Source organism: Nocardiopsis sp. TSRI0078, assembly GCF_001905145.1.
Taxonomy (GTDB): Bacteria; Actinomycetota; Actinomycetes; order Streptosporangiales; family Streptosporangiaceae; genus Nocardiopsis.
In genome coordinates this window covers 16601-38691 of the sequence record NZ_LWLB01000018.1, presented here as the reverse complement: position 1 = coordinate 38691, position 22091 = coordinate 16601, and the positions used below count along the sequence as shown (strand labels likewise).

General features: G+C 74.4%; 22 protein-coding genes. 15 read left to right on the top strand and 7 right to left on the bottom strand.

Annotated elements, in window-relative coordinates; translation table 11 throughout:
- Window positions 1–570: 570 nt before the first annotated feature.
- Entirely contained in the window at window positions 571–1401 is an 831-nt protein-coding gene (locus tag A6A08_RS27590) for a hypothetical protein (RefSeq protein ID WP_143181762.1), read from the bottom strand.
- Between A6A08_RS27590 and A6A08_RS13985 the strand changes: the two genes are divergently transcribed.
- Both A6A08_RS13985 and A6A08_RS13980 read left to right on the top strand, forming a co-directional pair.
- Window positions 1372–2241 (top strand): hypothetical protein, encoded by an 870-nt coding sequence (locus A6A08_RS13985; RefSeq protein ID WP_199866928.1) that lies wholly within the window; start codon window positions 1372–1374, stop codon window positions 2239–2241. The genes A6A08_RS27590 and A6A08_RS13985 overlap by 30 nt on opposite strands.
- Window positions 2242–2297: 56 nt before the next feature.
- The gene (locus A6A08_RS13980; RefSeq protein WP_073703038.1) at window positions 2298–2711 is read left to right on the top strand and encodes an NUDIX domain-containing protein; all 414 of its coding nucleotides are present in this window, start codon (window positions 2298–2300) and stop codon (window positions 2709–2711) included.
- On the opposite strand, the gene A6A08_RS13975 is transcribed toward A6A08_RS13980, so the two are convergent.
- A complete protein-coding gene (locus A6A08_RS13975; RefSeq protein ID WP_073703037.1) occupies window positions 2701–3636 on the bottom strand; it encodes a GNAT family N-acetyltransferase in 936 nt (311 codons plus the stop codon). The genes A6A08_RS13980 and A6A08_RS13975 overlap by 11 nt on opposite strands.
- 61 nt (window positions 3637–3697) lie before the next feature.
- Window positions 3698–4702, bottom strand: a complete 1005-nt coding sequence (locus A6A08_RS13970) for an MBL fold metallo-hydrolase (RefSeq protein ID WP_199866930.1) — start codon at window positions 4700–4702, stop codon at window positions 3698–3700.
- A gap of 300 nt (window positions 4703–5002) precedes the next feature.
- On the opposite strand from A6A08_RS13970, the gene A6A08_RS13965 reads away from it, so the two are divergent.
- Entirely contained in the window at window positions 5003–5488 is a 486-nt protein-coding gene (locus A6A08_RS13965; RefSeq protein WP_143181761.1) for a single-stranded DNA-binding protein, read from the top strand.
- A gap of 17 nt (window positions 5489–5505) precedes the next feature.
- Here the strand turns inward: A6A08_RS13965 and A6A08_RS13960 are convergent, their stop codons facing one another.
- Window positions 5506–6513, bottom strand: coding sequence for an HAD-IIA family hydrolase (locus A6A08_RS13960; RefSeq protein WP_073703034.1), 1008 nt, complete (start codon window positions 6511–6513; stop codon window positions 5506–5508).
- Between the two features lie 218 nt (window positions 6514–6731).
- Window positions 6732–7538, bottom strand: a complete 807-nt coding sequence (locus A6A08_RS13955; RefSeq protein ID WP_073703033.1) for an aminoglycoside N(3)-acetyltransferase — start codon at window positions 7536–7538, stop codon at window positions 6732–6734.
- A gap of 200 nt (window positions 7539–7738) precedes the next feature.
- Between A6A08_RS13955 and A6A08_RS28820 the strand changes: the two genes are divergently transcribed.
- Both A6A08_RS28820 and A6A08_RS13950 read left to right on the top strand, forming a co-directional pair.
- Window positions 7739–7981: a hypothetical protein gene (locus tag A6A08_RS28820; RefSeq protein WP_242422577.1), complete on the top strand. Its 243-nt coding sequence runs from the start codon at window positions 7739–7741 to the stop codon at window positions 7979–7981.
- Entirely contained in the window at window positions 7978–9246 is a 1269-nt protein-coding gene (locus A6A08_RS13950) for a serine hydrolase (RefSeq protein ID WP_242422574.1), read from the top strand. The genes A6A08_RS28820 and A6A08_RS13950 overlap by 4 nt, the downstream gene beginning before the upstream one ends.
- On the opposite strand, the gene A6A08_RS13945 is transcribed toward A6A08_RS13950, so the two are convergent.
- Both A6A08_RS13945 and A6A08_RS13940 read right to left on the bottom strand, forming a co-directional pair.
- Window positions 9218–10495, bottom strand: coding sequence for a DUF1015 domain-containing protein (locus A6A08_RS13945; protein ID WP_073703032.1), 1278 nt, complete (start codon window positions 10493–10495; stop codon window positions 9218–9220). The two genes, A6A08_RS13950 and A6A08_RS13945, sit on opposite strands and share 29 nt — an antisense overlap.
- Before the next feature lie 50 nt (window positions 10496–10545).
- Window positions 10546–10896 (bottom strand): SCP2 sterol-binding domain-containing protein, encoded by a 351-nt coding sequence (locus tag A6A08_RS13940; RefSeq protein WP_073703031.1) that lies wholly within the window; start codon window positions 10894–10896, stop codon window positions 10546–10548.
- A gap of 196 nt (window positions 10897–11092) precedes the next feature.
- Between A6A08_RS13940 and A6A08_RS13935 the strand changes: the two genes are divergently transcribed.
- The 10 genes from A6A08_RS13935 to A6A08_RS13890 all read left to right on the top strand — a co-directional run bounded on the left by A6A08_RS13935 (window position 11093) and on the right by A6A08_RS13890 (window position 21988).
- Complete coding sequence (locus A6A08_RS13935; protein WP_073703030.1) at window positions 11093–11899, top strand: membrane fusogenic activity family protein; 807 nt, start codon at window positions 11093–11095, stop codon at window positions 11897–11899.
- Window positions 11900–11938: 39 nt separating this feature from the next.
- Entirely contained in the window at window positions 11939–12118 is a 180-nt protein-coding gene (locus tag A6A08_RS13930; protein WP_073703029.1) for a hypothetical protein, read from the top strand.
- 20 nt (window positions 12119–12138) lie between these two features.
- A complete protein-coding gene (locus tag A6A08_RS13925) occupies window positions 12139–12939 on the top strand; it encodes a TlyA family RNA methyltransferase (RefSeq protein WP_158069281.1) in 801 nt (266 codons plus the stop codon).
- 111 nt (window positions 12940–13050) lie between these two features.
- On the top strand, window positions 13051–13977 hold the full coding sequence (locus tag A6A08_RS13920; protein WP_073703027.1) for an NAD kinase: 927 nt from the start codon (window positions 13051–13053) through the stop codon (window positions 13975–13977).
- An 83-nt stretch (window positions 13978–14060) separates the two neighbouring features.
- Window positions 14061–15770 carry a DNA repair protein RecN gene (recN, locus tag A6A08_RS13915; protein WP_073703026.1) on the top strand — a complete coding sequence of 570 codons (1710 nt, stop codon included), beginning with the start codon at window positions 14061–14063 and terminating at the stop codon, window positions 15768–15770.
- Between the two features lie 214 nt (window positions 15771–15984).
- Window positions 15985–17157 (top strand): putative cytokinetic ring protein SteA, encoded by a 1173-nt coding sequence (steA, locus tag A6A08_RS13910; protein WP_073703025.1) that lies wholly within the window; start codon window positions 15985–15987, stop codon window positions 17155–17157.
- Window positions 17154–18362 carry a copper transporter gene (locus A6A08_RS13905; protein WP_073703024.1) on the top strand — a complete coding sequence of 403 codons (1209 nt, stop codon included), beginning with the start codon at window positions 17154–17156 and terminating at the stop codon, window positions 18360–18362. The genes steA and A6A08_RS13905 overlap by 4 nt, the downstream gene beginning before the upstream one ends.
- Window positions 18363–18367: 5 nt before the next feature.
- Entirely contained in the window at window positions 18368–19276 is a 909-nt protein-coding gene (locus A6A08_RS13900) for a hypothetical protein (RefSeq protein ID WP_242422566.1), read from the top strand.
- A 31-nt stretch (window positions 19277–19307) separates the two neighbouring features.
- A complete protein-coding gene (gene murJ, locus A6A08_RS13895; protein ID WP_242422563.1) occupies window positions 19308–20909 on the top strand; it encodes a murein biosynthesis integral membrane protein MurJ in 1602 nt (533 codons plus the stop codon).
- A complete protein-coding gene (locus A6A08_RS13890; protein ID WP_073703022.1) occupies window positions 20906–21988 on the top strand; it encodes a glycosyltransferase family 4 protein in 1083 nt (360 codons plus the stop codon). The genes murJ and A6A08_RS13890 overlap by 4 nt, the downstream gene beginning before the upstream one ends.
- The last annotated feature ends 103 nt before the right edge of the window (window positions 21989–22091 follow it).

The window sequence follows — 22091 nt, the reverse complement described above, 5'->3', positions numbered from 1 at the left end:
TGGTACTGCCCTGTGGTGGGGTGGGAGAGTAGGTTGCTGCCACGGTTTTTCGTGAAGGGGGGGTCGCTTGTGGGCGGCCCCCTCTTTTTTGTGTCTGCGCTTGTGCGTGTGTGAAAACGGGTGTTTGTTGCTGGGTGCCCTTCCCGGGGGCGGCCCGCGGCTGGACGCTCTACGGGTGCGTGGTTACGCACCAGCCTGCGCTCTACTGGTGCCTGGTTGCTTGAGGCCGGTCCGTTCTCCGGCGTGCGTGTCCCGTGCGGTGTGCGGTCACCGCTGGGGGCTTGCCGGTGACTTGCCGGTGACCGGTGTGCCCGCAGTCGTGCACCCCCCTCTGCGGAGGGCTGAAGGCACGCTCCCGGGAGCGCTCTCCCGCGCGTGGTCGAGGGGCCCAGGAGTGGACGCGCGGCTTCTTAGTGGTCCTTGGGGTGAGCGGGGCCAGGGATCTCCCAAGGCCCTACCCACACCCCTTCGGGCGGGTACCGCTTACTGATGTGGGCGGGTGGGGCGTAGGGCACCTGTGCTTTGGCGGTGAGCATCGACGCCATGTCGTAAGCTGGAGTGTACGAAGTACTATGACGCGCTGCTACTGGTCAAGGTGGCAGCGCTTTTGAGTGTTGACGGACGGGTTGGATGACTGAGGACAGCCGATCGGGAGACCGCGAGGACTCCGGAGCCAACGAGCGTGGCGGTTACCGCTCCGGTGGGCCTGGTGGTCGGGGCCGCGGTGACGGACCCCGTGCCCGGTCCGGCTACAGCGGTTCGGGGAACCGGGACCACAGAGGGCGCGACGACCGGGGCGGGGGTGCCCGGCGCAGTGATCGCGGTGGCTACCAGGGCCGCGGCGACCGCCGTGATGACCGTGACCGGGGTGGTTTCCGGGGCCGCGATGACCGTGACCGCCGCGATGATCGCGATCGGGGTGGTTTCCGGGGTCGTGACGACCGTGACCGCCGTGATGACCGTGACCGGGGTGGTTTCCGGGGCCGCGATGACCGTGACCGCCGTGACGATCGCGATCGGGGTGGTTTCCGGGGCCGTGACGACCGTGACCGCCGTGATGACCGTGACCGGGGTGGTTTCCGGGGCCGTGACGACCGTGACCGCCGTGATGAACGTGACCGGGGTGGTTTCCGCGGGCGCGATGACCGCCGTGGCGGCGGCTACCGCGGGCGGGACGACCGCTCCGGTGGAGGTCCCCGGGGCCGCGATGACCGTCGTGGCGGCGGCTTTCGTGGCGGGGACCGCCGGGACGACCGCCGTGGTGGCGGCTTCCGCGGAGGGGACCGCCGGGACGACCGGCGCGGTCCGCGTGAGGAGCGCGACCCGGCGGACATCGCGCCCCAGCTTCCAGAGGAGGCCGGCTACGCCCAGTTGGACTCGGAGACCAAGCGCGACCTCCACTCGCTGCCCAAGTCGCTGGCCGAGCTGATCGGCAAGCACATCGTCGCCGCCGGCATGCTCCTGGACGAGGACCCCGAGCGGGCCTACGCCCACGCCTCCTATGCCCGCCGCAAGGCGTCGCGCGTTCCCGGCGTGCGGGAGGCCTCCGGCGTCGCCGCCTACACCGTGGGCAAGTGGCAGGAGGCCCTGTCCGACCTGCGTGCCGCGCGCCGGATGAGCGGCCGCGACAACTTCCTCGCGATCATGGCCGACTGCGAGCGTGGCCTGGGCCGCCCCGAGCGGGCGCTGGAGATCGCCAACGACCCGGCGGCCAAGGACCTGGACGCCGCCGACCGCATCGAGCTGCGTATCGTCGCCTCCGGCGCCCGTCGTGACATGGGCGACACCAAGGCGGCCCTGGCCGAGCTCCAGGTGCCCGAGCTCAAGGAGCGGCGCGCCCGTCCGTGGGTCGCCCGCCTCTTCTACGCCTACGCCGACGTCCTGGAGGAGCTGGGCCGCGAGGACGACGCGCGCGAGTACTTCTCCCGCGCCTCGGCCGTGGACAGCGACGGTGTCACCGACGCGGACGAGCGCCTGGCCGCGCTGGAGGGCCTGGAGCTGGTCGACTACGACGCCGAGGACGGCATCGTCTGGACCGACGCCGAGGAGCAGGAGCTTCCGGAGGAGGCGCCGTCCCCGCGCGGGGGCCGCGACGCGGATGAGCAGGACCGCGGCCGGGAGCGCAACCACGGCGGACGCGGCCAGGAGTACCGCGACCGTGACGGTGGCCACGAGGACCGCGGCCGTGAACGCGACCACGGTGAGCGCGGTCGCGGCTACCAGGACAGGAACCGGGACTGAGCTCCTTCCACGACGCCGTACCGCCGGGTGGCCGAGCGCCGCTCGGCGGTGCCGTCGTGCACCTGGGGGCTCTTCCCCGTGTCCACGACTCGGTGGTGTGCCTGACCTACACCGGCGACCGCCCCCTGCTCGTGCGCAACCGGCGCCGTGCCTGGGAGTTCCCAGGCGGGCACGCCGAACCGGGGGAGACCGTCCAGGAGACCGCGCGCCGCGAGGCCCGTGAGGAGGCCGGCGCGACCCTCGGCGAGATCAGGACCGTCGGCTACTACGTCCTGTCCGGCGGACACGTCACGGTGGTCACCCACGCGCGTGTGACCGCCCTGGCCCCGCTCACCGGGGAGTTCGAGACCGCGGAGGTGCGGGCCTTCGACGCCCTGCCCTCCGACGAGGAGCTCTCCTGGGCGGACGGCCTCTACGCCCACCTGCTCCGGGCGCTGGGGCTGCCCGGGGCGCCGCCCGCTAGGCCCTGAGCCGCTTGACGTAGACGGTCTCGGAACCGACCGGGGCGTAGCCGAGCCGTTCGTTGACGGCCAGCATCGGCGCGTTGTCCTCGTGGTTGCCGGTGTAGGCGTGCCGCACGCCCCGTTCCCGGGCCCGGTGCAGCGCCGCGGCCTTGGCGTACCCGGCCAGGCCGCGCCCCCGGAACTCTCGCAGGGTTCCGGTCATGGACGACTCCACCCGGGCCTCCCGATCGCAGAAGTAGCAGGTGATGGCGGCCGGTACGCCCTCGACCAGCGCCAGCAGGGACAGGTCCGGTGCGGAGAGGGGGTGCTCCCACGTGTCCTGGCGCCAGTCCTCGTAGGGCGGGAACCAGTGGTCCGGGCCCGGCTCGTCCAGGCTGGTGAGCCTGTCGATCTCGTAGACCTCCCGCGGATCGTCGGCGTAGTCGCTGAAGGGCCGCAGTTCGACCCCCTCCGGAGCTTCCGGGAGGCCGGGGAGCGCGGACAGGTCCAGGCCCAGGATGTGGTGGGTCTCCTCCGGCGCGTACCCGAGGTCCAGTACCGTCCGGCGGAGGGCCTCCCCGCCGACCTGGAGGCTCTCCTCGGCGACCTCGGTCCGCAGGACCTCGGCCCCGCCCCCGACGAGGTGGCGCTCCGAGGCCCCCATCAGGCGGGCGCCCACGTCCGTGTCCCGGTGGGAGGCGGCGACCGAGGCGAGGAGGGACCGGCCGCTGCGGGGCCCCTCCCCGCCCGACCGCAGCACGGAGCGCAGGAACCCCACCACCTCCTCGCCCTCCACGGCGAGCAGGACGGTCTCGCGAACTCCGGGAGAGGGGTGGTCCATCCGCCAGCGCACCGCCTCCTCGGTCAGCACACGGCAGGGGTGGACGGCGCGGAGGAGGGGGAGGACCCGGGGGATGTCGGCCCGCTCCATGGAGCGGATCTCAGTCGTCATGGGGCGAGGCTAGACCGGCGACCGGACGACCGCACCCGGTTTTCCCGGAGGGGACGGGCGCTTAGGCGCGCTCCTCCTCCGCCTTGCGCCGCGCCTCGGCCTGCTCCTCGGCGAGCCTGTCCAGCCAGTGCACGATGCCGGACACGTTGGTCTCCGCACCGCTGAGGGTGTCCAGGATCTCGGCGCTTCCGGGGGACACCTCCGGCGGCAGCGGCTTGTACCGCGAGACCACCTTGTCCCGGACCATGGCGATCGCGTGGTCCAGGTCTCCGGTGTCGCCGTGGGACTCGCGCACCGTCTCCACCCACAGCCGTAGTTCGGCCTCGGCCCGGTCGATGGTCTCGGAGACCGACGTGACCGCGCCGAAGTGGGAGAACATGAGTCGCCGGGCACCGATGTCCTCGAACAGCCGCAGGGTGCGCAGGCAGGCCTCCATGTCGAAGTCCGGCGGCGGCGTGGCCGGACTGAGGTCCCCGGTGAGCGGCTTGTACACGCCCAGGGCGTCGCCGACGTACAGGTCGCCGGTGAGGGTGTCGACCAGGCCCATGTGGTGCTTGGCGTGGCCGGGCGCGTGGTGCGTCACCAGCCTGCGCCCGCCGCCCAGGTCGATCTCCCCGGTCTCGGCCACCGCTCGGATGCGCGTTCCCTCGGTCGGGTTCATCCGCCCGAACAGGGTGTCCAGCCGGTCGCCCCACACCATGGCGGCGCTGCGCATCAACCGGCTCGGGTCGGCCAGGTGGCGGGCGCCGCGCTCGTGCACGACGATCTCCGCGTTGGGGAAGAGGGCGGCCATGTCGCCCGTGCCGCCCGCGTGGTCCAGGTGGATGTGTGTGACGACGATGGTGGCCAGGTCCTCGGGCGCCAGTCCCAGCCGGGTGACGGCCTCGTGCAGGACCCGCGCGGAACCGGCGGTGCCGACCTCGACGATGCAGGGCCGCTCGGAGCGGATGAGGTAGCTCGACACGATCCCCGGATATCCGGCGAGCATCGTGTCGATGGCGAAGATGTCGTCGCCCAGCGGGGTGATCCCCTCGGGCAGACCGCTCACGTCCACGTCGTCGTGCACTGCAAGCACTCCTGTTCCTCGGTCGTCGTGCGGCTCGGGAAGGGCCGAACCGGAAGAGAGTCCGACTCTAGGACAAGGGTGTCATGACAGGCCGGAGCGGGGGCGGCCTAGTTTTCCGGAGGGCGCCGGGACGGCCGTCCACAGCCTCCGGAAGGGTCTTTCCCCACGTCCCCTACGGCGGGATCCTGAGAAGGAGCACAACGCCCCCACCGCACGCGGACGGCCCCTTCCCGTCGGCTCCGCGCCCCTTCGCAGCGTCGTGCCCGTTCCCTCGCCCCTCAGCCCAGGGAGGACGTACACATGCAGCAGGAGTCCGCGGCCGCCCCGATCCCGGCCACCGCGCGTTCCCGGCCCCCGTCAGAGGGGCTGTGCCCGCCGGCGCCCCCTCCGGAGGCCGCTGTGTCCGACGCGGTGCCCGGCCCCCGGGACCAGCGGGATCCGGACCACCGCAACGAGATCCTCGTGGCCGGGCGGATCACCGCCCGACCCCTCATCCGGGAACTCCCCAGCGGAGACCGGCTGGCCACCTGGCGCATCTGCGTGGCCCGGCCCCCCGACAGCCGCTACGGCGGACGCCGGGTCGACTCGATCACCTGCACGAGCTTCGACCACGCCCTGCACGAGCAGGTCGGGGCCTGGCGGCTGGGCGACGTGGTCCGGATGACCGGGGAGCTGCGCCGGCGCACCTGGCGCGCCCACGAGGGCGTGCGCAGCGTCTGCGAGGTGGAGGCGCGGACCGCGACGCTGGTACGGGTGGCCGGGGGCCACGGGGAGGAGCGGTGCTGAGGCCCCGGCGCGTGGGCTCACCAGCCCAGGCGGGACAGGGCCTCCCGTGCGGTCGGGCCGGAGGGGTCCACCGACCCCTCCGCCCACACCGCCGCGCACAGGGCGCGCAGTCCGTCCAGCCGGTCGCCCGCCCCCTCCAGCAGGGGTGCTCCGTCGGTGACGGTCACCGTCCATCCCTGGCAGCGGGTCCGGTCGCCCTCCCGGACCACCGCCGGATGCGTGTGGTTCATCCCGGACAGGTCCCACGCCAGGTAGCGGGGGCGCTGGTGTTCCGGTGCGGCGAGCACGTCCAGCGGGGTGGCCACCCCGGACAGCACCAGCAGTCCGGCCGCGCCGTGCGTGGTCGCGCCCTCGATGTCGGTGTCCAGCCGGTCGCCCACGATCAGCGGGTTCCGTGCGCCGGTGCGCAGGATGCCCTCCTCGTGCAGCGGGCGCATGGGCTTGCCGGCGATGACGGGCTCGACGCCGGTGGCGTTGGCGATGACCCGGACGAAGGACCCGTTGCCCGGGGTGATGCCCCACTCGCCGGGCGCGGTGGCGTCGCCGTTGCTGGCCACGTAGAACGCGCCGCGCCGGACCGCGAGAGTGCCCTGGTCGAGCAGGTCGCGGGTCATGTTCCGGGAGTATCCCTGGACCACGGCCACCGCCGCGCCGGTGTCGACCGAGGCGGGCCGCAGCCCCATCCTGCGCACGGCCTGGCGCAGGGCGGTGTCGCCCACCACCAGCACCTCCGAGCCCGCCGGGCAGTGCTCGGCCACCAGGCGGGCGGCGGCCTCGGCCGAGGTCACCACGTCCTCGGGGGCGGCGGCCACGCCCAGCTCGGTGAGGTGCTCGGCGATCCGTGCCGGGGTGCGCCCGGCGTTGTTGGTCACGAACGCCACCCGCGCTCCGGCGGCCCGCGCCTTGCCCACCGCCTCAGGTGCCGCGGGAACGGCCCGGTGGCCGATGTAGACGACCCCGTCCAGGTCCAGGAGCATCGCGTCGTGGATCTCGTTCAGGGGACGGTCTGCGGCGAGCAGGGACATGTCGGAGAACCCGTTCCGTGCGGTGGGAGTGGACGTCTCCCAGGCTATGGCCAGAGCCCGGCCGGGCGTGACCGCGCGCCTGCGGCCGGTATGTGCACCGTGGCGCACCATCGGGTCCGCGGGCGGTATGGGAGCGCTTTCGGAGGCCGGTGCCCGGCGGCGGGGCCGTCGGGCGGCCGCCGGAGGGGGGTTGTCCGCTCGGGGCGCCCGTACCCGGGTCAGCCGTCCCGGTTGACGGTCATCCAGCGGGTCGCGAACGCCACCGCGTGGGGGAGGGGGAACAGCCGCGCCGCGGCCCCGCCCACGGGGCCCCTCTCCACCGCTCCGGTGTCCTCGAAGTCGGCGCCCAGCCGCTCGAAGTCCCTCTCGTCGAGGAGCACGTCGGTGAAGGTGATCCACTCCCGTCCGCCGTCAGGGGTGGAGAGCGCGCATCCGCACTCCTCCAGGCGCGGGCGGGGGACCCGGTACTCGGCCAGATGGAACGCGGTGCAGGAGTCGAACCCCGCCCCCAGCAGCAGGACCCGGGCCCGGACTCCCTCCAGGGCGGCGAGCGGGGAGTCCTCGCCCAACCGGCAGCCGACCGGGTGGCGGTCCATGAGGGCGCGGGCGCGGGGGCCGAGGGCCGCGAAGGAGGTCTGCGGGTGCGCGCTGCGGACCGCGCCCGGCCAGGTGCGCACCATCTCCGGGACGCGGCCCATGTGCCTGCTCGGTGTCAGACGCGGATCGAATCCGGGCGCCTCCGCGCGGATGACCGGCCACCACTCCCGGGGGACCGCGGGATCGCGCCACTGCCCGGGGTCGCTGTTGTCCATGGTCTGGGTGGGCACGACGAGCGTCCCCTCGGGGCCGACGGCGTCCAGCAGGGCTTGGACGACCGCCTGCTCTCCGCCGCACACCCAGCCCAGCGAGCTGAGCGAGGAGTGCACGAGAAGGGTGTCGCCGGGTACGACCCCCAGCGCGGCCAGGTCGCGGGCCAGGGACGCCCGGGTCTGCGGGCCTTCGGGGTTCTTCGCGTCGGTGTGCACGCGGCGGGCTCCTCGGGTGGAGGGGAACGGACCGGACCACCATGCGTACCGGAGGTACCGGCACCGCACCAGCCGACATCCGTTCGCCGCCCGGTGCGCACCGGCGGGTCGGCGGCAGGGCCGGGGTGCGGAGAACCGCAGGGTCCTCCTGCGGCAGGCACCGTGGTGGCGCACGTGCTCCGCGGAACACGATGGGTGCCATGTTCCCGACCACAGCCGCGGCGGCCGGTCTGGCCGTCGCCTCCGTGCTTCTCAGCACCACTCCGGCCCCGGCCGAGGCCTCCTCGACGGACCCCGGACCGCTGACCCCCGGGGTGGTGGACGCCTACGTCCACGACCACCTGGACGGCTCACCCCTTCCCGGAGCCACCGTCGCCGTCACCCGCGGCACGGAGGTGGTGCACACGGCGGGCTACGGCACCGACTCCGGGGCGAGCCGATGACCGCCCACACCCCCATGGGCGTGGCCTCGGTCAGCAAGGCCTTCACCGCGCTCGCGGTCATGCAGCTCGTGGAGGACGGGGAGATCGCGCTCGACGACCCCGTGGTGGACCACCTGCCCGAGTTCACCACCGCGGACCCGCGCTCGGAGGAGATCACCGTCCGCCAGCTGCTCACCCACACCTCCGGGATGTCCGACACCGCCTTCCCGGAGAAGGCCGCTCCCGTCCCCGAGGACCTGGAGGGCGCGGTCGCCCGGCTGGCCGACGTCGGGCTGGCCGCCGAGCCGGGTACCGAGGAGCACTACCACAACCCCAACTACCACGTGGCGGCCCGCCTGGTGGAGGTCGTCAGCGGCCGGCCCTTCGGCAGGTTCCTGGACGGGCGCACGTTCACGCCCCTGGGCATGGACGACACCGCCACCGTCGACACCGCCGACGAGGTCTTCGCGGCGGGCGTGTCCCGGGGGCACATCGCCGTCCTGGGCCGGGCCGTGGCCGTCACCGAGCCGGAGAGCTACTTCAACGGCGCGGGCGGCGTGGTCACCACCGCCGACGACATGGCCCGGTGGCTCATCATGCAAAGCAACGGGGGAGAGGGGGCCGACGGCGCCCGCGTGCTGTCGGGGGAGGGCGTCGCCGCCACGTACACGCCGCTCGGCGGGGACGGGCCCGGCGGGAGCACGGCACTGGGCTGGAACACCCTGACGAGCCCGGCGGGCACGCCGATGGTCGCGCACGGGGGCGTCCAGTTCACCTACACCGCCCACCAGGCGCTGCTGACCGAGAGCGGGTACGGGATCGCCGTGGCGGCCAACACCGGGCTGGGCAGCGCCGACGCCTCCGCGCTGCTGTACGGCCTGGTGGCCCTCGCCGACGGGAAGGAGCCCGCTGCCCCGGCCGGCCCGCTGCTGTTGGCGCTCGACCTGGTCCTGGTCGCCCTCCTCGGGCTGACCGGCCACCTCGCCCACCGGGGTGTGCGGCGTTCGGGGGACTGGGCCCGGGCCGCCCGCGAACGCCCCTGGTGGCGTACCGCCGTGCGCCTGCTGCCCGGAGTCGCCGTCATCGCCGCCGCCGTGTCCGCAAACCGGCTCCTGGCGCTGCTGGCCCAGGGCCGCCACATCACGTGGGGGCAGACCTTCTACGTCATCCCGACCGGTCTCACCCTGGTGGTGGCGGCCGCGCTCGCCGTCGCCGCGGTGTACGCGGTGCGCGCGGTACGGCTGGCCCGTCCGGCGGTCACTCCGCCGGGTCCACCAGGCGCATGACCAGTCCGGTACGCGGTTTGGGGCCGAACGAGGTGGACTTGCGCGGGGTCAGTTCCCCGCGGTCGGCCACCGCGTACACCTGCTCCACCCCCAGCGCGGGCACGATGACGGCGGTGCCCTTCTCGTCCCGGGCGGCCTCGGCCGCCTCGGCCGCGTCGTCGTGCACCATCCGCACCCGTTCCTCGGACGCCCGCCACAGCGGCATCAGTACCTCGTGCAGGGCGGCCGTCGACAGGCGGCGCCACACGGGGGAGTGGTCGGGCATGGCCCGTTCCAGCACGCCCTCGTCGAAGCCGTGCACCAGGTGGGCCTCCCCCTGGGCCGAGACCAGGAGCAGCGCGGGCGCCTCCACGCCCGCCAGGATCCGCCCGGAGGGGTCCGCGACCCGCTCCACCGCGGCCACCGTCCGGGCGGCCTCGACCGCGTCGGCCGTGTCCAGCCCGGGCAGCACCCGGTGGATGGCGCCCAGCCGGGGCGGGTGGGTGTCGCTGTCCACCAGCAGGGCCAGCCCGTACCGCCAGCCGGGGCCGTCGTACTGCTCGCGCAGGCGCCGGTAGGCGGCGTAGCGGTGGTGGCCGTCGGCGATCAGGGCCGACCGGTCCGCGAGGTCGTCGGCGATCCGCCGCAGCCTGCCCGGGTCGGTGACGGCCCACAGCCGGTGCTCGGCGCCGTCGCGGGTGCGCGCGGACACCAGGGGGGTGCCCGAGACCGCCTCGGTCACCGCGGAGGCGGCACCGCCGCCGCCCCGGTAGACCAGGAAGATCGGTTCGAGGTTGGCCCGTGCCAGACCCATGAGGCTGAACCGGTCGCGCACCGGCGGGTCGGCCACGTCCTCGTGCGGGCGCACGGCGGGTTCGACGCCCTCCTCGGGCAGGCGCAGGTTGCCCACCAGGCCCCGCTGGCGCCGCCCGTCCGCCGTGACCTGCTCGTACACGTACAGGGCCGGCTCCCCGTCCAGGGCGAGCACGCCGTCGCCGATCCAGCTGCGCAGCAGGTCGGCGGCGGCCCGGTAGCGGAGTGGCACGGTGCCGCCGGGGTGCTGCCTGCTCAGTTCGAAGGGCAGTGTGACCCTCGCCGCGTTGTGCGGGTCGGAGCGCTGCAGTTCGCGCGCCTCCTGGGCGCCGGGGATGTCGTAGGGCGGGGCCAGGAGGCGTGCGAGGTCGAACTCTCCGTCGATGAACCGGTCCACGTCCGGACTCGCGTAGCGCAGACCGCGGAAGGGGGCCAGTTCGAGAGGTTGGCGTGGCATCCCAGCAAGGTACCTGTCGCGGGCCGGCGTTCGGGTACGCGGTGGCCGGGTCAGAGCAGGCGCCGCATGCGCAGTAGGTCACCGACGCTGGCGTCCACCTTCACACGGCGGCCGAGCAGGGCCTTGGCGGCGTCCATGCGGTCCTCGGCCAGCGCCACCAGGTCGTCGCTGTCCACGGTGATCCGTACCTGCGGCCGGGGAGCGGACCGGTCCGCGGAGCGGTGGGTCACGTCGACGAGGCCGTCCGGGGTGAGCCGCATGTCGAAGACGGCCTCCAGGTCCGGGACCACCACGCTGAGGGAGCGCTCGCGGATGTGCTTGCGGCGCTCCTCCTCCGGTTGGGCGAGGATGCGCCGGTTCAGTTTCTCGATACCGTCCAGGCACGCGTCGATGCTGCTCATGCGCACATCATGCCCCAACCGTCGGGGAGCGGAATCCCGGTGTGCCCATCGGGACGAATGGGGCGACCTCCGGAGTTCGCGTGTCAGAGGCCGTTCCCGCCCGGTAGCGTTGGCCACGACCCCCCGTCGCGTAGTGGCCCCTCCTCCTGCGCGCCCCCTTCCACCTTCCGCGGTCCCATCAAGGAGTACGTGAATCATGGTCGTCGACGCGGTACGCACCTACCTCGATGCCGCCAATGGCCTCACCGAACTCTCGCGCAAGCAGGCCGTCGCCGCCGCCAAGACGCTGTTGAGGGCGGGCGGTCCGACCGCTCCCGCCGCGGAGAAGCCCGCCGCGGAGAGGAACGAGAGCCTTCCGCCGCGGGTGGGACAGAGCATCCAGGCCCTGGCCGGTGAGCTCATCGAGACCAGCCAGTCCAACCGGGCGGCCATCACCGACCTGGTCCGCTCCGAGGTGGAGCGCCAGCTGGAGAGCATGGACGTCGTCCCGCGCGCCGAACACGAGCGGCTGGTGCGCCGGGTCGCCGAGCTCGAACGCCGCCTGGCCGCCCGGCACGCGGTGGAGCGTGCCCTGGTCGCCACCGACACCGGGGCGTCCTCGCCGGTGCGCACCACGGCCGCCTCCCTCCCCACGACGTCCTCCGCCGACGCCCCGGCCGACGGCTCCGAGCGGACCGGCGGCCCGGCTCCGGCGGACGGGGCCGCGGAGGCGGCCGGGGCCGGGGCCGGGCCCGAGGAGCCCGCGTCCGCGCAGGACGCGGCCGGTGTCGAGGACTCCGCTGCCCGGGGCGACCGGGACACCTCCGCGGACTCCGGTGCCGACGACGGCGCCCCCGCCCAGGAGGGCGGTACGGGCTCCGACGACGGGCCCGCGGCCGCCGAGAAGAAGACGACCGCCAAGAGCAGGCCCCGCGCCGCCGCCAAGAGCCCGTCCAAGGCCGCCCGGACACGCGCCACCGCCAAGCGCCCCAGCAAGGGCAGGGGCGGCACCGCGAAGAAGTAGGGGAAGCAGAGACCGAGCAGCGCGAGCACAGGGAGAGCCGTGAACCCCGAGGAACAGGCCGAGGCACTGGCCGAGCAGACCCTGCGCGGCACCAGGGAGAGGCTGGAGGCGCTGGACTCGGCGCCCACCGCCGAGCACGTGGCGGTCTTCGACACCCTGCACCAGGAGCTGTCCGGGGTGCTCGGGACGCTCGACCAGGACGCGAACACCCCCCGATGACCCCGGTATCCTAGGTGACCATGGCAAAACGCACCCGGCTCGACGCGGAACTCGTCCGCCGCGGGCACGCACGCTCCCGCGGACACGCCGCCGAGATCATCGAGGGCGGGTTCGTCAAGGTCGCGGGGCTCGTGGCCTCCAAGGCCGCGACCCAGGTCGGCCAGGACCAGCCCATCGTCGTCCGCCCGCCCTCCGACGAACCGCCCTACGTCTCCAGGGGCGCCCACAAGCTCGTCGGTGCCCTGGACGCCTTCTCCCTCGACGCCACCGACCGGCGAGCCCTGGACGCCGGAGCCTCCACCGGCGGGTTCACCGACGTGCTGCTGCGCCGCGGAGTCGCCCACGTCACCGCCGTCGACGTCGGCTACGGCCAGCTCGCCTGGTCGCTGCGCAGCAACGACCGGGTGCGTGTGATGGAGCGGGTCAACGTCCGCGAACTCACCCCGGAGCAGATCGGCGAGCCCCGTCCCGACCTCGTCGTGGGCGACCTGTCGTTCATCTCGCTGCGGCTGGTGCTGGAGCCGCTCCGGGACTGCGTCGCCCCGGAGGCCGACTTCGTGCTCATGGTCAAGCCCCAGTTCGAGGTGGGCAAGGACCGGGTCGGTGCCGGGGGCGTGGTGCGCGAACCCGGGCTGCGCGCCGAGGCGGTCTCGGAGGTCGCCGCCCACGCCCTCACCCTGGGCCTGGGCACCGCCGGCGTCGCCGCCAGCCCGCTGCCCGGCCCCTCCGGCAACGTCGAGTACTTCCTGTGGATGCGCGCGGGAGCCGCTCCCCTGGACCCGGCCGCGCTGGCCAGGGCCGTGGAGGAGGGACCGCGTTAGCGATCGTGGCACCGTGTCTCAGGAGTCCGGTAACGTGACCCGGCCGGATCGGCGAACGCCTCCGGCCAGCACTCAGACTTCCCGTCGGGGAGCGAACGTAAGGGGACGGCGATGACCAGCGGACGCAGTGTTCTCCTGCTGGCCCACACCGGTCGGCCCGCGGCGGTACGCAGCGCACAGCTGGTCCACGAGAGCCTCAGCCGCGCCGGCCTGACCGTGCGCATGCTCAAGAACGAGGTCGAGGAACTGGCGGTTGAGGGCTGCGAGCTCTCACCGATCGAGGTCGTCGCGCCGGGCGAGGCCGCCGAGGGCGCCGAACTGGTCATGGTGCTCGGCGGCGACGGCACCCTGCTGCGTGCCGCCGAGACGGCGCGCCCGGCCGGGGTGCCCCTGCTGGGGGTGAACCTGGGCCACGTCGGCTTCCTCGCCGAGGCCGAGCGCGAGGACCTCGGCGAGACCGTGCGCAGCGTCGTCGACCGCGACTACGACGTCGAGGAGCGCATGACCCTGGACGTGGCGGTCTTCAACGGGGGCCGCGGTGACTCGGCCCCGCCCGTGCGGACCTGGGCGCTCAACGACGCGACCCTGGAGAAGGGCGAGGCGCGCCGCATCCTGGAGACCGTCCTGGAGATCGACGGCCGTCCGCTGTCGCGGTGGGCCTGCGACGGGGTGGTGTGCGCCACCCCCACGGGCTCGACGGCGCACGCCTTCTCCGCGGGGGGACCCGTGGTGTGGCCGGACGTGGAGGCTCTGCTGGTCGTACCGATCAGCGCGCACGCCCTGTTCGCCCGGCCCATGGTGGTGGGTCCCCGCGCCACGGTGGCCCTGGAGGTGGTTCCGAACACGGCGCCGGGCGTGCTCTGGTGCGACGGACGGCGTATGGTCGAATTGCCCGCCGGGGCACGAATCGAGATCACCCGTGCCGATACGCCGGTTCGGCTGGCCCGGTTGCACCGGGCGCCGTTCACCGACCGGCTGGTGGCCAAGTTCGGGCTGCCGGTCGCGGGCTGGCGGGGGCGGGGCGAGCACGGTCGCTGACCAGGGCCGCGTGTCCTGGCACGTCGTGCACGCGTGTGGACCACGCGCGTGGAGGAGTGGCGTCAACTACAGGAGAGGGATCGGTGCTCGAAGAAGTCCGCATCCAGGGACTCGGGGTCATTGACGACGCCGTTTTGGAGTTGTCACCGGGTCTGACCGTCGTCACCGGTGAGACCGGCGCGGGAAAGACCATGGTCGTCACCGGGCTCGGACTGCTCTTCGGCGGCCGTGCCGATCCCCAGCGCGTGCGTCCGGGCGCCGACCGGGCCGTGGTGGAGGGAAGGCTGACCGTGCCTCCCGGCGGCCGTGTGGCCGCCCGGGTGCTGGAGGCCGGCGGCGACATCGACGACGACGTCCTCATCCTCACGCGCGCGGTCTCGGCCGAGGGCCGCTCACGCGCCACCATGGGCGGCCGCTCCGCCCCGGTGAGCCTGCTCGCCTACCTGGCCGACGACCTGGTGGCGGTGCACGGCCAGTCCGACCAGCAGCGCCTGCTGCGCACCGACCGGCAGCGCTCCTCCCTGGACCGCTTCGCCGGGGACGAGCTGTCCAGGGCGCTCAAGCAGTACGCGGTGGCCTACCGGCGCCACCGCGAGGTGTCGGCGGAGCTGGAGGAGCTGGTGGAGCGGGCGCGCGAGCGCGCCCAGGAGGCCGACATGCTCCGGTTCGGGGTGGAGGAGATCGCCGCCGCCGAGCCCCTGCCCGGCGAGGACGCCGAGCTGCTGGCCGAGGAGACGCGGCTGGCGCACGCCGACAGCCTGCGCGTGGCGGCCACCACCGCGCACGAGGCGCTGGCCGGGGACCCGGCCTCGGACGTGGAGGTCGACGTGGCCGCCCTGCTCTCGGCGGCCCGGCAGGCCGTGACGGCGGTGCGCGAGCACGACGCCGACCTGGCCTCGATCGGCGACCGCCTGGACGAGGCGTCCTACATCCTCGCCGACGCCGCCACCGAGCTGGCCTCCTACGCCGAGTCCGTGGACGCCGACCCGGCCCGCCTGGCGGAGATCCAGGAGCGCCGCGCGCTGCTCACCTCGCTCTCGCGCAAGTACGGCGGGAGCACGGACGAGGTGCTGGCCTGGGCCGAGAACGCGGCCAAGCGGCTGACCGACCTGGAGGGCGACGACGAGCGCATCGACGAGCTGCGCGCCGAGGTCGACGAGCTGCGCGAGCGCATGGACCAGACCGCCACCGAGCTGACCCGCATCCGGACCGAGGCCGCCGAGCGCTTCGGCGGCGCGGTCACCGAGGAGCTGACCGCGCTGGCCATGCCGCACGCCCGCGTGAGCGTGCGGATCACCACGGGTGAGGAGTTCGGCCAGTACGGCCGCGACGAGGTCGAGCTGCTGCTGGCCCCGCACCCCAGCTCCCCGCCGCTGGCCCTGCACAAGGGCGCCTCCGGCGGTGAGCTCTCACGCGTGATGCTGGCCATCGAGGTGGTCTTCGCCGGCGCCGACCCGGTGCCCACCTTCGTCTTCGACGAGGTCGACGCGGGTGTGGGCGGCAAGGCCGCGGTGGAGATCGGCAGGCGCCTGGCCCGCCTGGCCCAGCGCGCCCAGGTCATCGTGGTCACCCACCTGCCGCAGGTCGCCGCCTTCGCCGACGCCCACCTGGTGGTGGAGAAGTCCACCGAGGGCCTGGTCACCGAGAGCGGTGTGGTCCGGCTGGACCGCGGAGGCCGGGTCCGCGAACTGTCGAGGATGCTGGCGGGCCTGGAGGACTCCGAGCTGGGCCGCGCCCACGCCGAGGAACTGCTCACCAACGCCGACCCGGAGCGCGCCTACCCGGCCGCCTGACCCGGGTTTTCCGCTGTCGGCCGTTACCGGTGTGTGACACGGGGCCGTTTTCGGGTAGGGCCCGGAGCAGGACCGTCGTCGGCGCTTCCCATGGGGGCGGGGACGACGGCCCCGCCCCTGAACACGCCGATCTCCCAGCTGTTATGACTCTCCGTAGTAGAGTTCTGACAGTATGCCAGCGATGAAGGTATCGGATGCGCTCAGCGCCACAGTCATGCGGTTCCGCCGCACCCGTGCGGACGCTCCCTCAGGGCTGGTCGCGCCCGTCCGCTCGGACCGGCGCACCAAGAACCTGACCAAACGCCTGCGACCGGGCGACATCGCGGTCATCGACCACGTCGACCTGGACCGCGTCAGCGCCGAGGCCCTGGTGGGCTGCGGCGTGTCCGCGGTGGTCAACGTCGCCACGAGCATCAGCGGCCGCTATCCCAACCAGGGGCCGGAGATGATCGTCGAGGCGGGCATCCCCCTGGTCGACGACGTCGACCCGGAGGTGTTCACCCGGGTCCGCGACGGCGAACGGCTCCGCCTGGAGGGCGCCACCCTGTACCGCGGCGACGAGGTCGTCGCCCGCGGCACCCTCCAGGACGCCGTGACCGTCGGCGCCGCGATGGCCGAGGCCCGTGCCGGGCTCGCCATCCAGCTGGAGGCCTTCGCGGCCAACACCATGGCCTACCTCCAGCACGAGCGGGACCTGCTCCTGGACGGCATCGGGATCCCCTCCATCGAGACCGACATGGAGGGCCGCCACGTCCTCATCGTGGTCCGCGGCTACCACTACCGGGAGGACATCGCGGCCCTGCGGCCCTACATCCGCGAGTTCCGCCCGATCATCATCGCGGTGGACGGCGGGGCGGACGCGGTCATGGAGGCCGGGTACCGGCCCGACATCATCGTCGGCGACTTCGACTCGGTGTCCGACCGCGCGCTCGCCAGCGGGGCCGAACTGGTCGTGCACGCCTACCGGGACGGCCGGGCGCCGGGCCTGCCCAGACTCACCGACCTGGGGTACAACGCGGTCGTCTTCCCCGCGACCGGCACCAGCGAGGACGTGGCGATGATGCTCGCCGACGGCTCGGGTGCCGCGCTCATCGTGGCGGTGGGCACCCACGCCACCCTGGAGGAGTTCCTCGACAAGGGCCGCTCGGGGATGGCCAGCACCTTCCTGACCCGCCTGCGGGTGGGGGGCAAGCTCGTCGACGCCAAGGGCGTCAGCCGCCTGTACCGCGCGCGCATCTCCCCCTGGGCGCTGCTCGGTCTGGTCGCCGCGTGCCTGCTCACCATCGTGGTCGCCGCCTACAGCTCGCCGGCGGGCCAGGTCTACCTCACCTTTCTCGCGGCGCGCTGGGACGCGTTCTCCTACTGGCTGACGGGGCTGTTGTCGTGATCGATTTCCGCTATCACCTGGTGTCCATCATCGCGGTGTTCCTCGCGCTCACCGTCGGGCTCGTCCTGGGCACCACCATGCTCCAGGACCCGCTGCTCAACACCCTGCAGTCCGAGACCGCCGACCTGCGCGGGCAGACCGAGGACCTGCGCACCGAGCGCGACGTCGCCGACAAGGTCAACGCCGGCGCCGACGAGATGGCCGAGGCGGTCTCGGAGGACATGCTCGACGGCCTGCTCACCGACCTGGGCGTGGTCGTGGTGGCCGCGCCCGGCGCCGACCAGAAGATGGCCGACGCCCTGGCCGATCGCGTGGAGGAGGCGGGCGGGGAGGTCGTCGGCCGGATCCAGATCGCGGGGTCGTTCCTGGAGGGAGGCAAGGCCACGTTCGTCGACGAGCTGACCCTGCAGATCGCCCACGAGCCCGAGGACCTCACCGGCAGCCCCTACGAGAAGGCGGGCGCCGAGCTCGGCCGCGCGCTGGCCGTCAACGAGGAGGACGGGGACGCCGGCACCGGGGACGGGGACGCCGGTGCCGCGGACGGTCCCGGCGGGGACACGGAGGGCTCGGAGGGCTCCGGTGGGGACGCCGGGTCCGACGGGGCCTCCGAGGTCGCCTCGGATACCGCCTCGGACGGGGAGAAGGACGGCGGGAGCGGCGACGGGGAGGGCGGCTACGACCCCGAGGCCGTCCTGGAGGCCTTCTCCGAGGGCGGTCTGATCACGGTCGAGGACGACCCCGCCGGAGCGGCCGACGCCGTGCTCGTCATCGCCCCCGCGGCCGGCACCTCGCCCGGTGGCGACGACCCGGAGACGGCCAACGCCGTGCTGGGCACCGTCACCGCCGCACTGCACGAGGAGATCGGCGCCGTCGCCGTGGCCGGTGACGGCCCCTCCGCGCGGGGCGACGGGATGCTCGCGCAGGCGCGCGCCCAGGACTCGGCGTTCGCCACGGTGGACGTGGCCGGACGCCCCATGGGCGAGGTCATCACGATCCTGGCCCTGGCCGAGAACCTGGAGCAGGACGGGGGAGCCTACGGCATCGGTGAGGGGGTCCGCGGCTTCCTGCCCGACCCGCTGCCCGAGCGGATCGAGTCCTCCGAAGAGAAGTCCTCCGAGGAGGAGCCCTCCGACGAGAGGTCCTCCGACGGGGAGGGTGGGGGCGGTGCCGGCGAGGCCCGCCGCACCACCCGTGACGGGAAGTGATACCTGTGACGACATCCGTCCCCCGCCTGGCCCCCTCTCCCGCGCCGCTCCTGTTCCAGGGGCTGACCGGCGCCCTGGCCGGCGCGGCCGCGGCCTCCGCCGCCTACTCCCTGCTCACCCGCCGCCCCGCCGTGCCGGGCGGTGGCGGAGGGCGCCCCGCACCCCGCCCCGCCCCGGACGACTCCCGGCCCGTGCCCCCCGGCCGCTGGCAGCGCACCAACTTCCGCGGCCGCACCGTCACCCTCCACCAGGGCACGGCCCTGGCCTGCGGGGTGTGCGCGGCCACCGCCCTCGTCCCCGGTCCGGACCCGCGCGTGCGCGCCGCCTCCGCGCTGGCCGCGGCGGGCGCCGCCGCCTTCGGCGTCTACGACGACCTGGCGGGCTCGGCGCGGGCACGCGGACTGCGCGGACACCTGGGCGCGCTCGCGCGGGGGCGGGTCACCACCGGCATGGTCAAGGTGGCGGGCATCGGCGCCACGGGGATCGCCGCGGCCGGCCTGCTGCGCCGCTCCCCGCCGGACACCCTCCTGGACGGTGCGCTCATCGCCGCCAGCGCCAACCTGCTCAACCTGTTCGACCTGCGCCCCGGCCGCGCCGCCAAGGTCGCCCTGCTCGCCGCGGCCCCCGCCCTGGCCTCCCCGGCCGCGCCGCTGCTCGGCCCCGTCGTGGGCGCCTCCGCGGTGCTGCTGCCCGACGAGCTCGCGGAGCGCTGCATGCTCGGCGACGCGGGGGCCAACGCCCTCGGAGCCGCCCTGGGCGCCGCCGCGGCGGCGAGGGCGCCGCGGCCGCTGCGCGCCGCACTGCTCGGCGGGGTGGTCGCCCTGACCCTGGCCAGCGAGCGCGTCAGCTTCTCCCGCGTCATCGACCGGGTTCCGGTCCTGCGCCGCCTCGACCGGTGGGGCAGGCGCGAGTGAGACGGTCACGGTGTCCCGTACCATTCACGGGGTGACGCGCGGGGTGGGCACGGCGGCGGCGCTCATCGCGGTGGTGACCGTGGGGGCCCGCCTGGCGGGGTTCGGACGCACCGTGGTGTTCTCCCAGACCGTCGGCGACACCTGCCTGGGCACCGCCTACGTCACCGCCAACCAGCTGCCCGCCGTCCTGTTCGAGATCGTCATCGGCGGGGCGCTCACCGCCGTGGTCGTCCCCGTCCTGGCCGCCGCCGCCCAGCGCGGCGACCGCGAGCAGGTGCGCCGCACCGCCTCGGCCCTCATCACCTGGACGGTGCTGCTGGCGGTGCCCCTGTCCGCGCTGCTCGCCCTGGCCTCCGTTCCGGCGATGTCGCTGATGCTCGGGGCGGGGACCGGTTGCGACCGGGGGGAGCTGCTCGCGCTCTCCGCCCGCATGCTCGTGGTCTTCGCCCCCCAGATCGTCCTCTACGGCCTGGCCTCCGTGCTCTACGGCGTCCTGCAGGCCCACCGCCGCTTCCTGGCGCCGGCCCTGGCCCCGCTGGTGTCCAGCCTCGTGGTCATCGCCGCCTACCTGGCCTTCGTGCCGCTGGGCGCCGACCACCGCCAGGACGTCGCGGGACTGCCGCCGACGGCCGAACTCACCCTGTCCCTGGGCACCACCGCGGGGGTGGCCGCGCTCTTCCTCACGGTCCTGGGGCCCGCCGGGCGGCTGCGCGTGCGGCCCCGGCCCCGCCTGACCTTCCCCGCCGGGGTGGGGGAGCGGGTGCGTTCGCTGGCGGCGGCCTCCCTGCTGCCGCTGGTGGCCATGCAGGTGTGCCTGCTCCTGTCGGTGGCCCTGGCCAACTGGGGCGGCGGCGCGGGCGCGGCCGTGCTCTACACCTATGCCTGGGCCCTGTTCACCCTGCCCTACGGGGTGATCGCCGTCCCCATCGCCACCAGCGCGTTCACGGCCCTGGCGGTGGCGTACGCCGAGCACGACCGGCGGGGGTTCGCCTCCCTGACCTCGGGCAGCGCCCGTGCCTGTGTGGTGGCCACCGCCGCCGTGGGCACCGCCCTGGCCGCCGCCGCGGGGCCGGTGGCCCTGGTCTTCGCCCAGCAGGACCCGCTGCCGCTGGAGCGTGCCCTGCTCGCCTACGCGCCGGGAGTGGTCGGGTTCGGCCTGGTCGCCCTGCTCAGCCGGACCCTGTACGCCTCGCACCACGGGCGCCGGGCCGCCATCGCCCAGGTGGCGGGATGGCTGGTGGTGACGGCGTGCGCGGTGTCCCTGGTGTGGGCGCTGCCCGCGGGGTGGACCATCGCGGGGCTGGGTGCGGCCGGCACGGTCGGCCTGACCCTGGCCGCCGCGCTGCTGTGCGCCGGGGTGGTGCGTACCCACGGGCGCGACGCGTTGGACGGGGTCGCGCGCTCGGTGGTGGCGGCGGTGCTCGGCGGTGTGGTCGGGTGGATCGCGGGCCGCTCGGTGGTCGCGGTCCTGCCGATGGGGGGTGTGTGGCAGACGGCGGCGGTCGCCGTGGTGGCCGGCGCCGCGGGGATGGCGGCCTACGCGGCCGTCGCGGCGGTGGTGGACCGATCAGCGGTGCGGGCACTCGCCGGCCGGGTCGGAACCGTACTCGGACACAGGAGGGGGAAGCGGTGAACAGCAGGATCGCCCTGGTCGTGGGGACCAGCAGTGGAGGGGTGGGGCGCCACGTGCGCTCGCTGGGCGCGGGCCTGCGCGCACGCGGCCACCGGGTGGCGGTGCTCGGCCCGGCCTCGGCCGAGCGCGAGTTCGGCTTCACCTCGGCGGGGCTGCGGTTCTCTCCGGTTCCGATCGGTGCCGCCCCTTCCGTGAACGACCCCGGCGCCGTGCTGCGGCTGCGTGCCCTGACCCGGGGCGCGGACGTGGTCCACGCCCACGGGCTGCGGGCCGGTGCGATGTGCGCGCTGGCGGGCGCCGCACCGCTGGTGGTGACCGCGCACAACGCGCCGCCGGTGGTCCGGGGCCCCCTCTCGGCGGCCTACCCGGTGCTGGAGAGGATCGTGGCCCGCCGCGCGGACGCGGTGCTGGGCGTGTCCGGCGACCTGGTGCGGCGGCTGCGCGCGGCGGGGGCCCGGGACGCCCGGCCGGCGGTGGTGGCCGCGCCCGAGACCGGTGTCCCGCTGAACGGGCGCGAGACCACCCGGGCCGACCTGGCGGTACGGTCCGACCGGCCCCTGCTGCTGACCATCGCCCGCCTGGCCGAGCAGAAGGGGCTGGACATGCTGTTGGAGGCGGCGCCCGCCATCGCCGACCGCAGTCCCGAACCGGTGGTGGCCATCGCCGGGGACGGGCCCCTGTGGGGGCGCCTGCACGACACGGCCGCGGAGATGCGCGCCGACGTGCGGATGCTGGGATACCGCTCGGACGTGGCCGACCTGCTGGCGGCCGCGGACGTCTTCTGCCTGACCAGCCAGTGGGAGGGGCCGTCCCTGGTGATCATGGAGGCGCTGCGCGCGGGGCTGCCGGTGGTCTCCACCCGGGTGGGCGGCATCCCGGACCTGTACACGGGGACGGTCCTGATGGTGCCGCCGGGGGACCCGGAGGCGTTCGCCGCCGCGGTGGGGCGGGTACTGGACGACCCGGGGCTGGCCGAGGAGATGCGGGCTCGCTCGCGCGAGGCGGCCAAGGCGCTGCCGACCGAGGACGACGCGGTGGAGGCGACAACAGGGGTGTACAAGTCGGTACTGCGGCGGTGAACAGGGAAGGTACCGCGGTGGTGGGCCGGGGCGCACGGGGAGCGAGTCCGGTTCGGGCCCTTGGCCACCGATCCGGGGGCGTCCGGATCCCGTGACCTGGCGG

What these genes read in the sequence shown, in the direction of transcription:
- A6A08_RS13935 (WP_073703030.1), top strand. Translation starts at nt 11,093, where the DNA reads ATGGTCGTCGACGCGGTACGCACCTACCTCGATGCCGCCAATGGCCTC.
- A6A08_RS13960 (WP_073703034.1), bottom strand. Translation starts at nt 6,513, where the DNA reads ATGTCCCTGCTCGCCGCAGACCGTCCCCTGAACGAGATCCACGACGCG.
- A6A08_RS13965 (WP_143181761.1), top strand. Translation starts at nt 5,003, where the DNA reads ATGCAGCAGGAGTCCGCGGCCGCCCCGATCCCGGCCACCGCGCGTTCC.
- A6A08_RS13940 (WP_073703031.1), bottom strand. Translation starts at nt 10,896, where the DNA reads ATGAGCAGCATCGACGCGTGCCTGGACGGTATCGAGAAACTGAACCGG.
- steA (WP_073703025.1), top strand. Translation starts at nt 15,985, where the DNA reads ATGCGGTTCCGCCGCACCCGTGCGGACGCTCCCTCAGGGCTGGTCGCG.
- A6A08_RS13950 (WP_242422574.1), top strand. Translation starts at nt 7,978, where the DNA reads ATGACCGCCCACACCCCCATGGGCGTGGCCTCGGTCAGCAAGGCCTTC.
- A6A08_RS13975 (WP_073703037.1), bottom strand. Translation starts at nt 3,636, where the DNA reads ATGACGACTGAGATCCGCTCCATGGAGCGGGCCGACATCCCCCGGGTC.
- A6A08_RS13925 (WP_158069281.1), top strand. Translation starts at nt 12,139, where the DNA reads ATGGCAAAACGCACCCGGCTCGACGCGGAACTCGTCCGCCGCGGGCAC.
- A6A08_RS13945 (WP_073703032.1), bottom strand. Translation starts at nt 10,495, where the DNA reads ATGCCACGCCAACCTCTCGAACTGGCCCCCTTCCGCGGTCTGCGCTAC.
- A6A08_RS28820 (WP_242422577.1), top strand. Translation starts at nt 7,739, where the DNA reads ATGTTCCCGACCACAGCCGCGGCGGCCGGTCTGGCCGTCGCCTCCGTG.
- A6A08_RS13920 (WP_073703027.1), top strand. Translation starts at nt 13,051, where the DNA reads ATGACCAGCGGACGCAGTGTTCTCCTGCTGGCCCACACCGGTCGGCCC.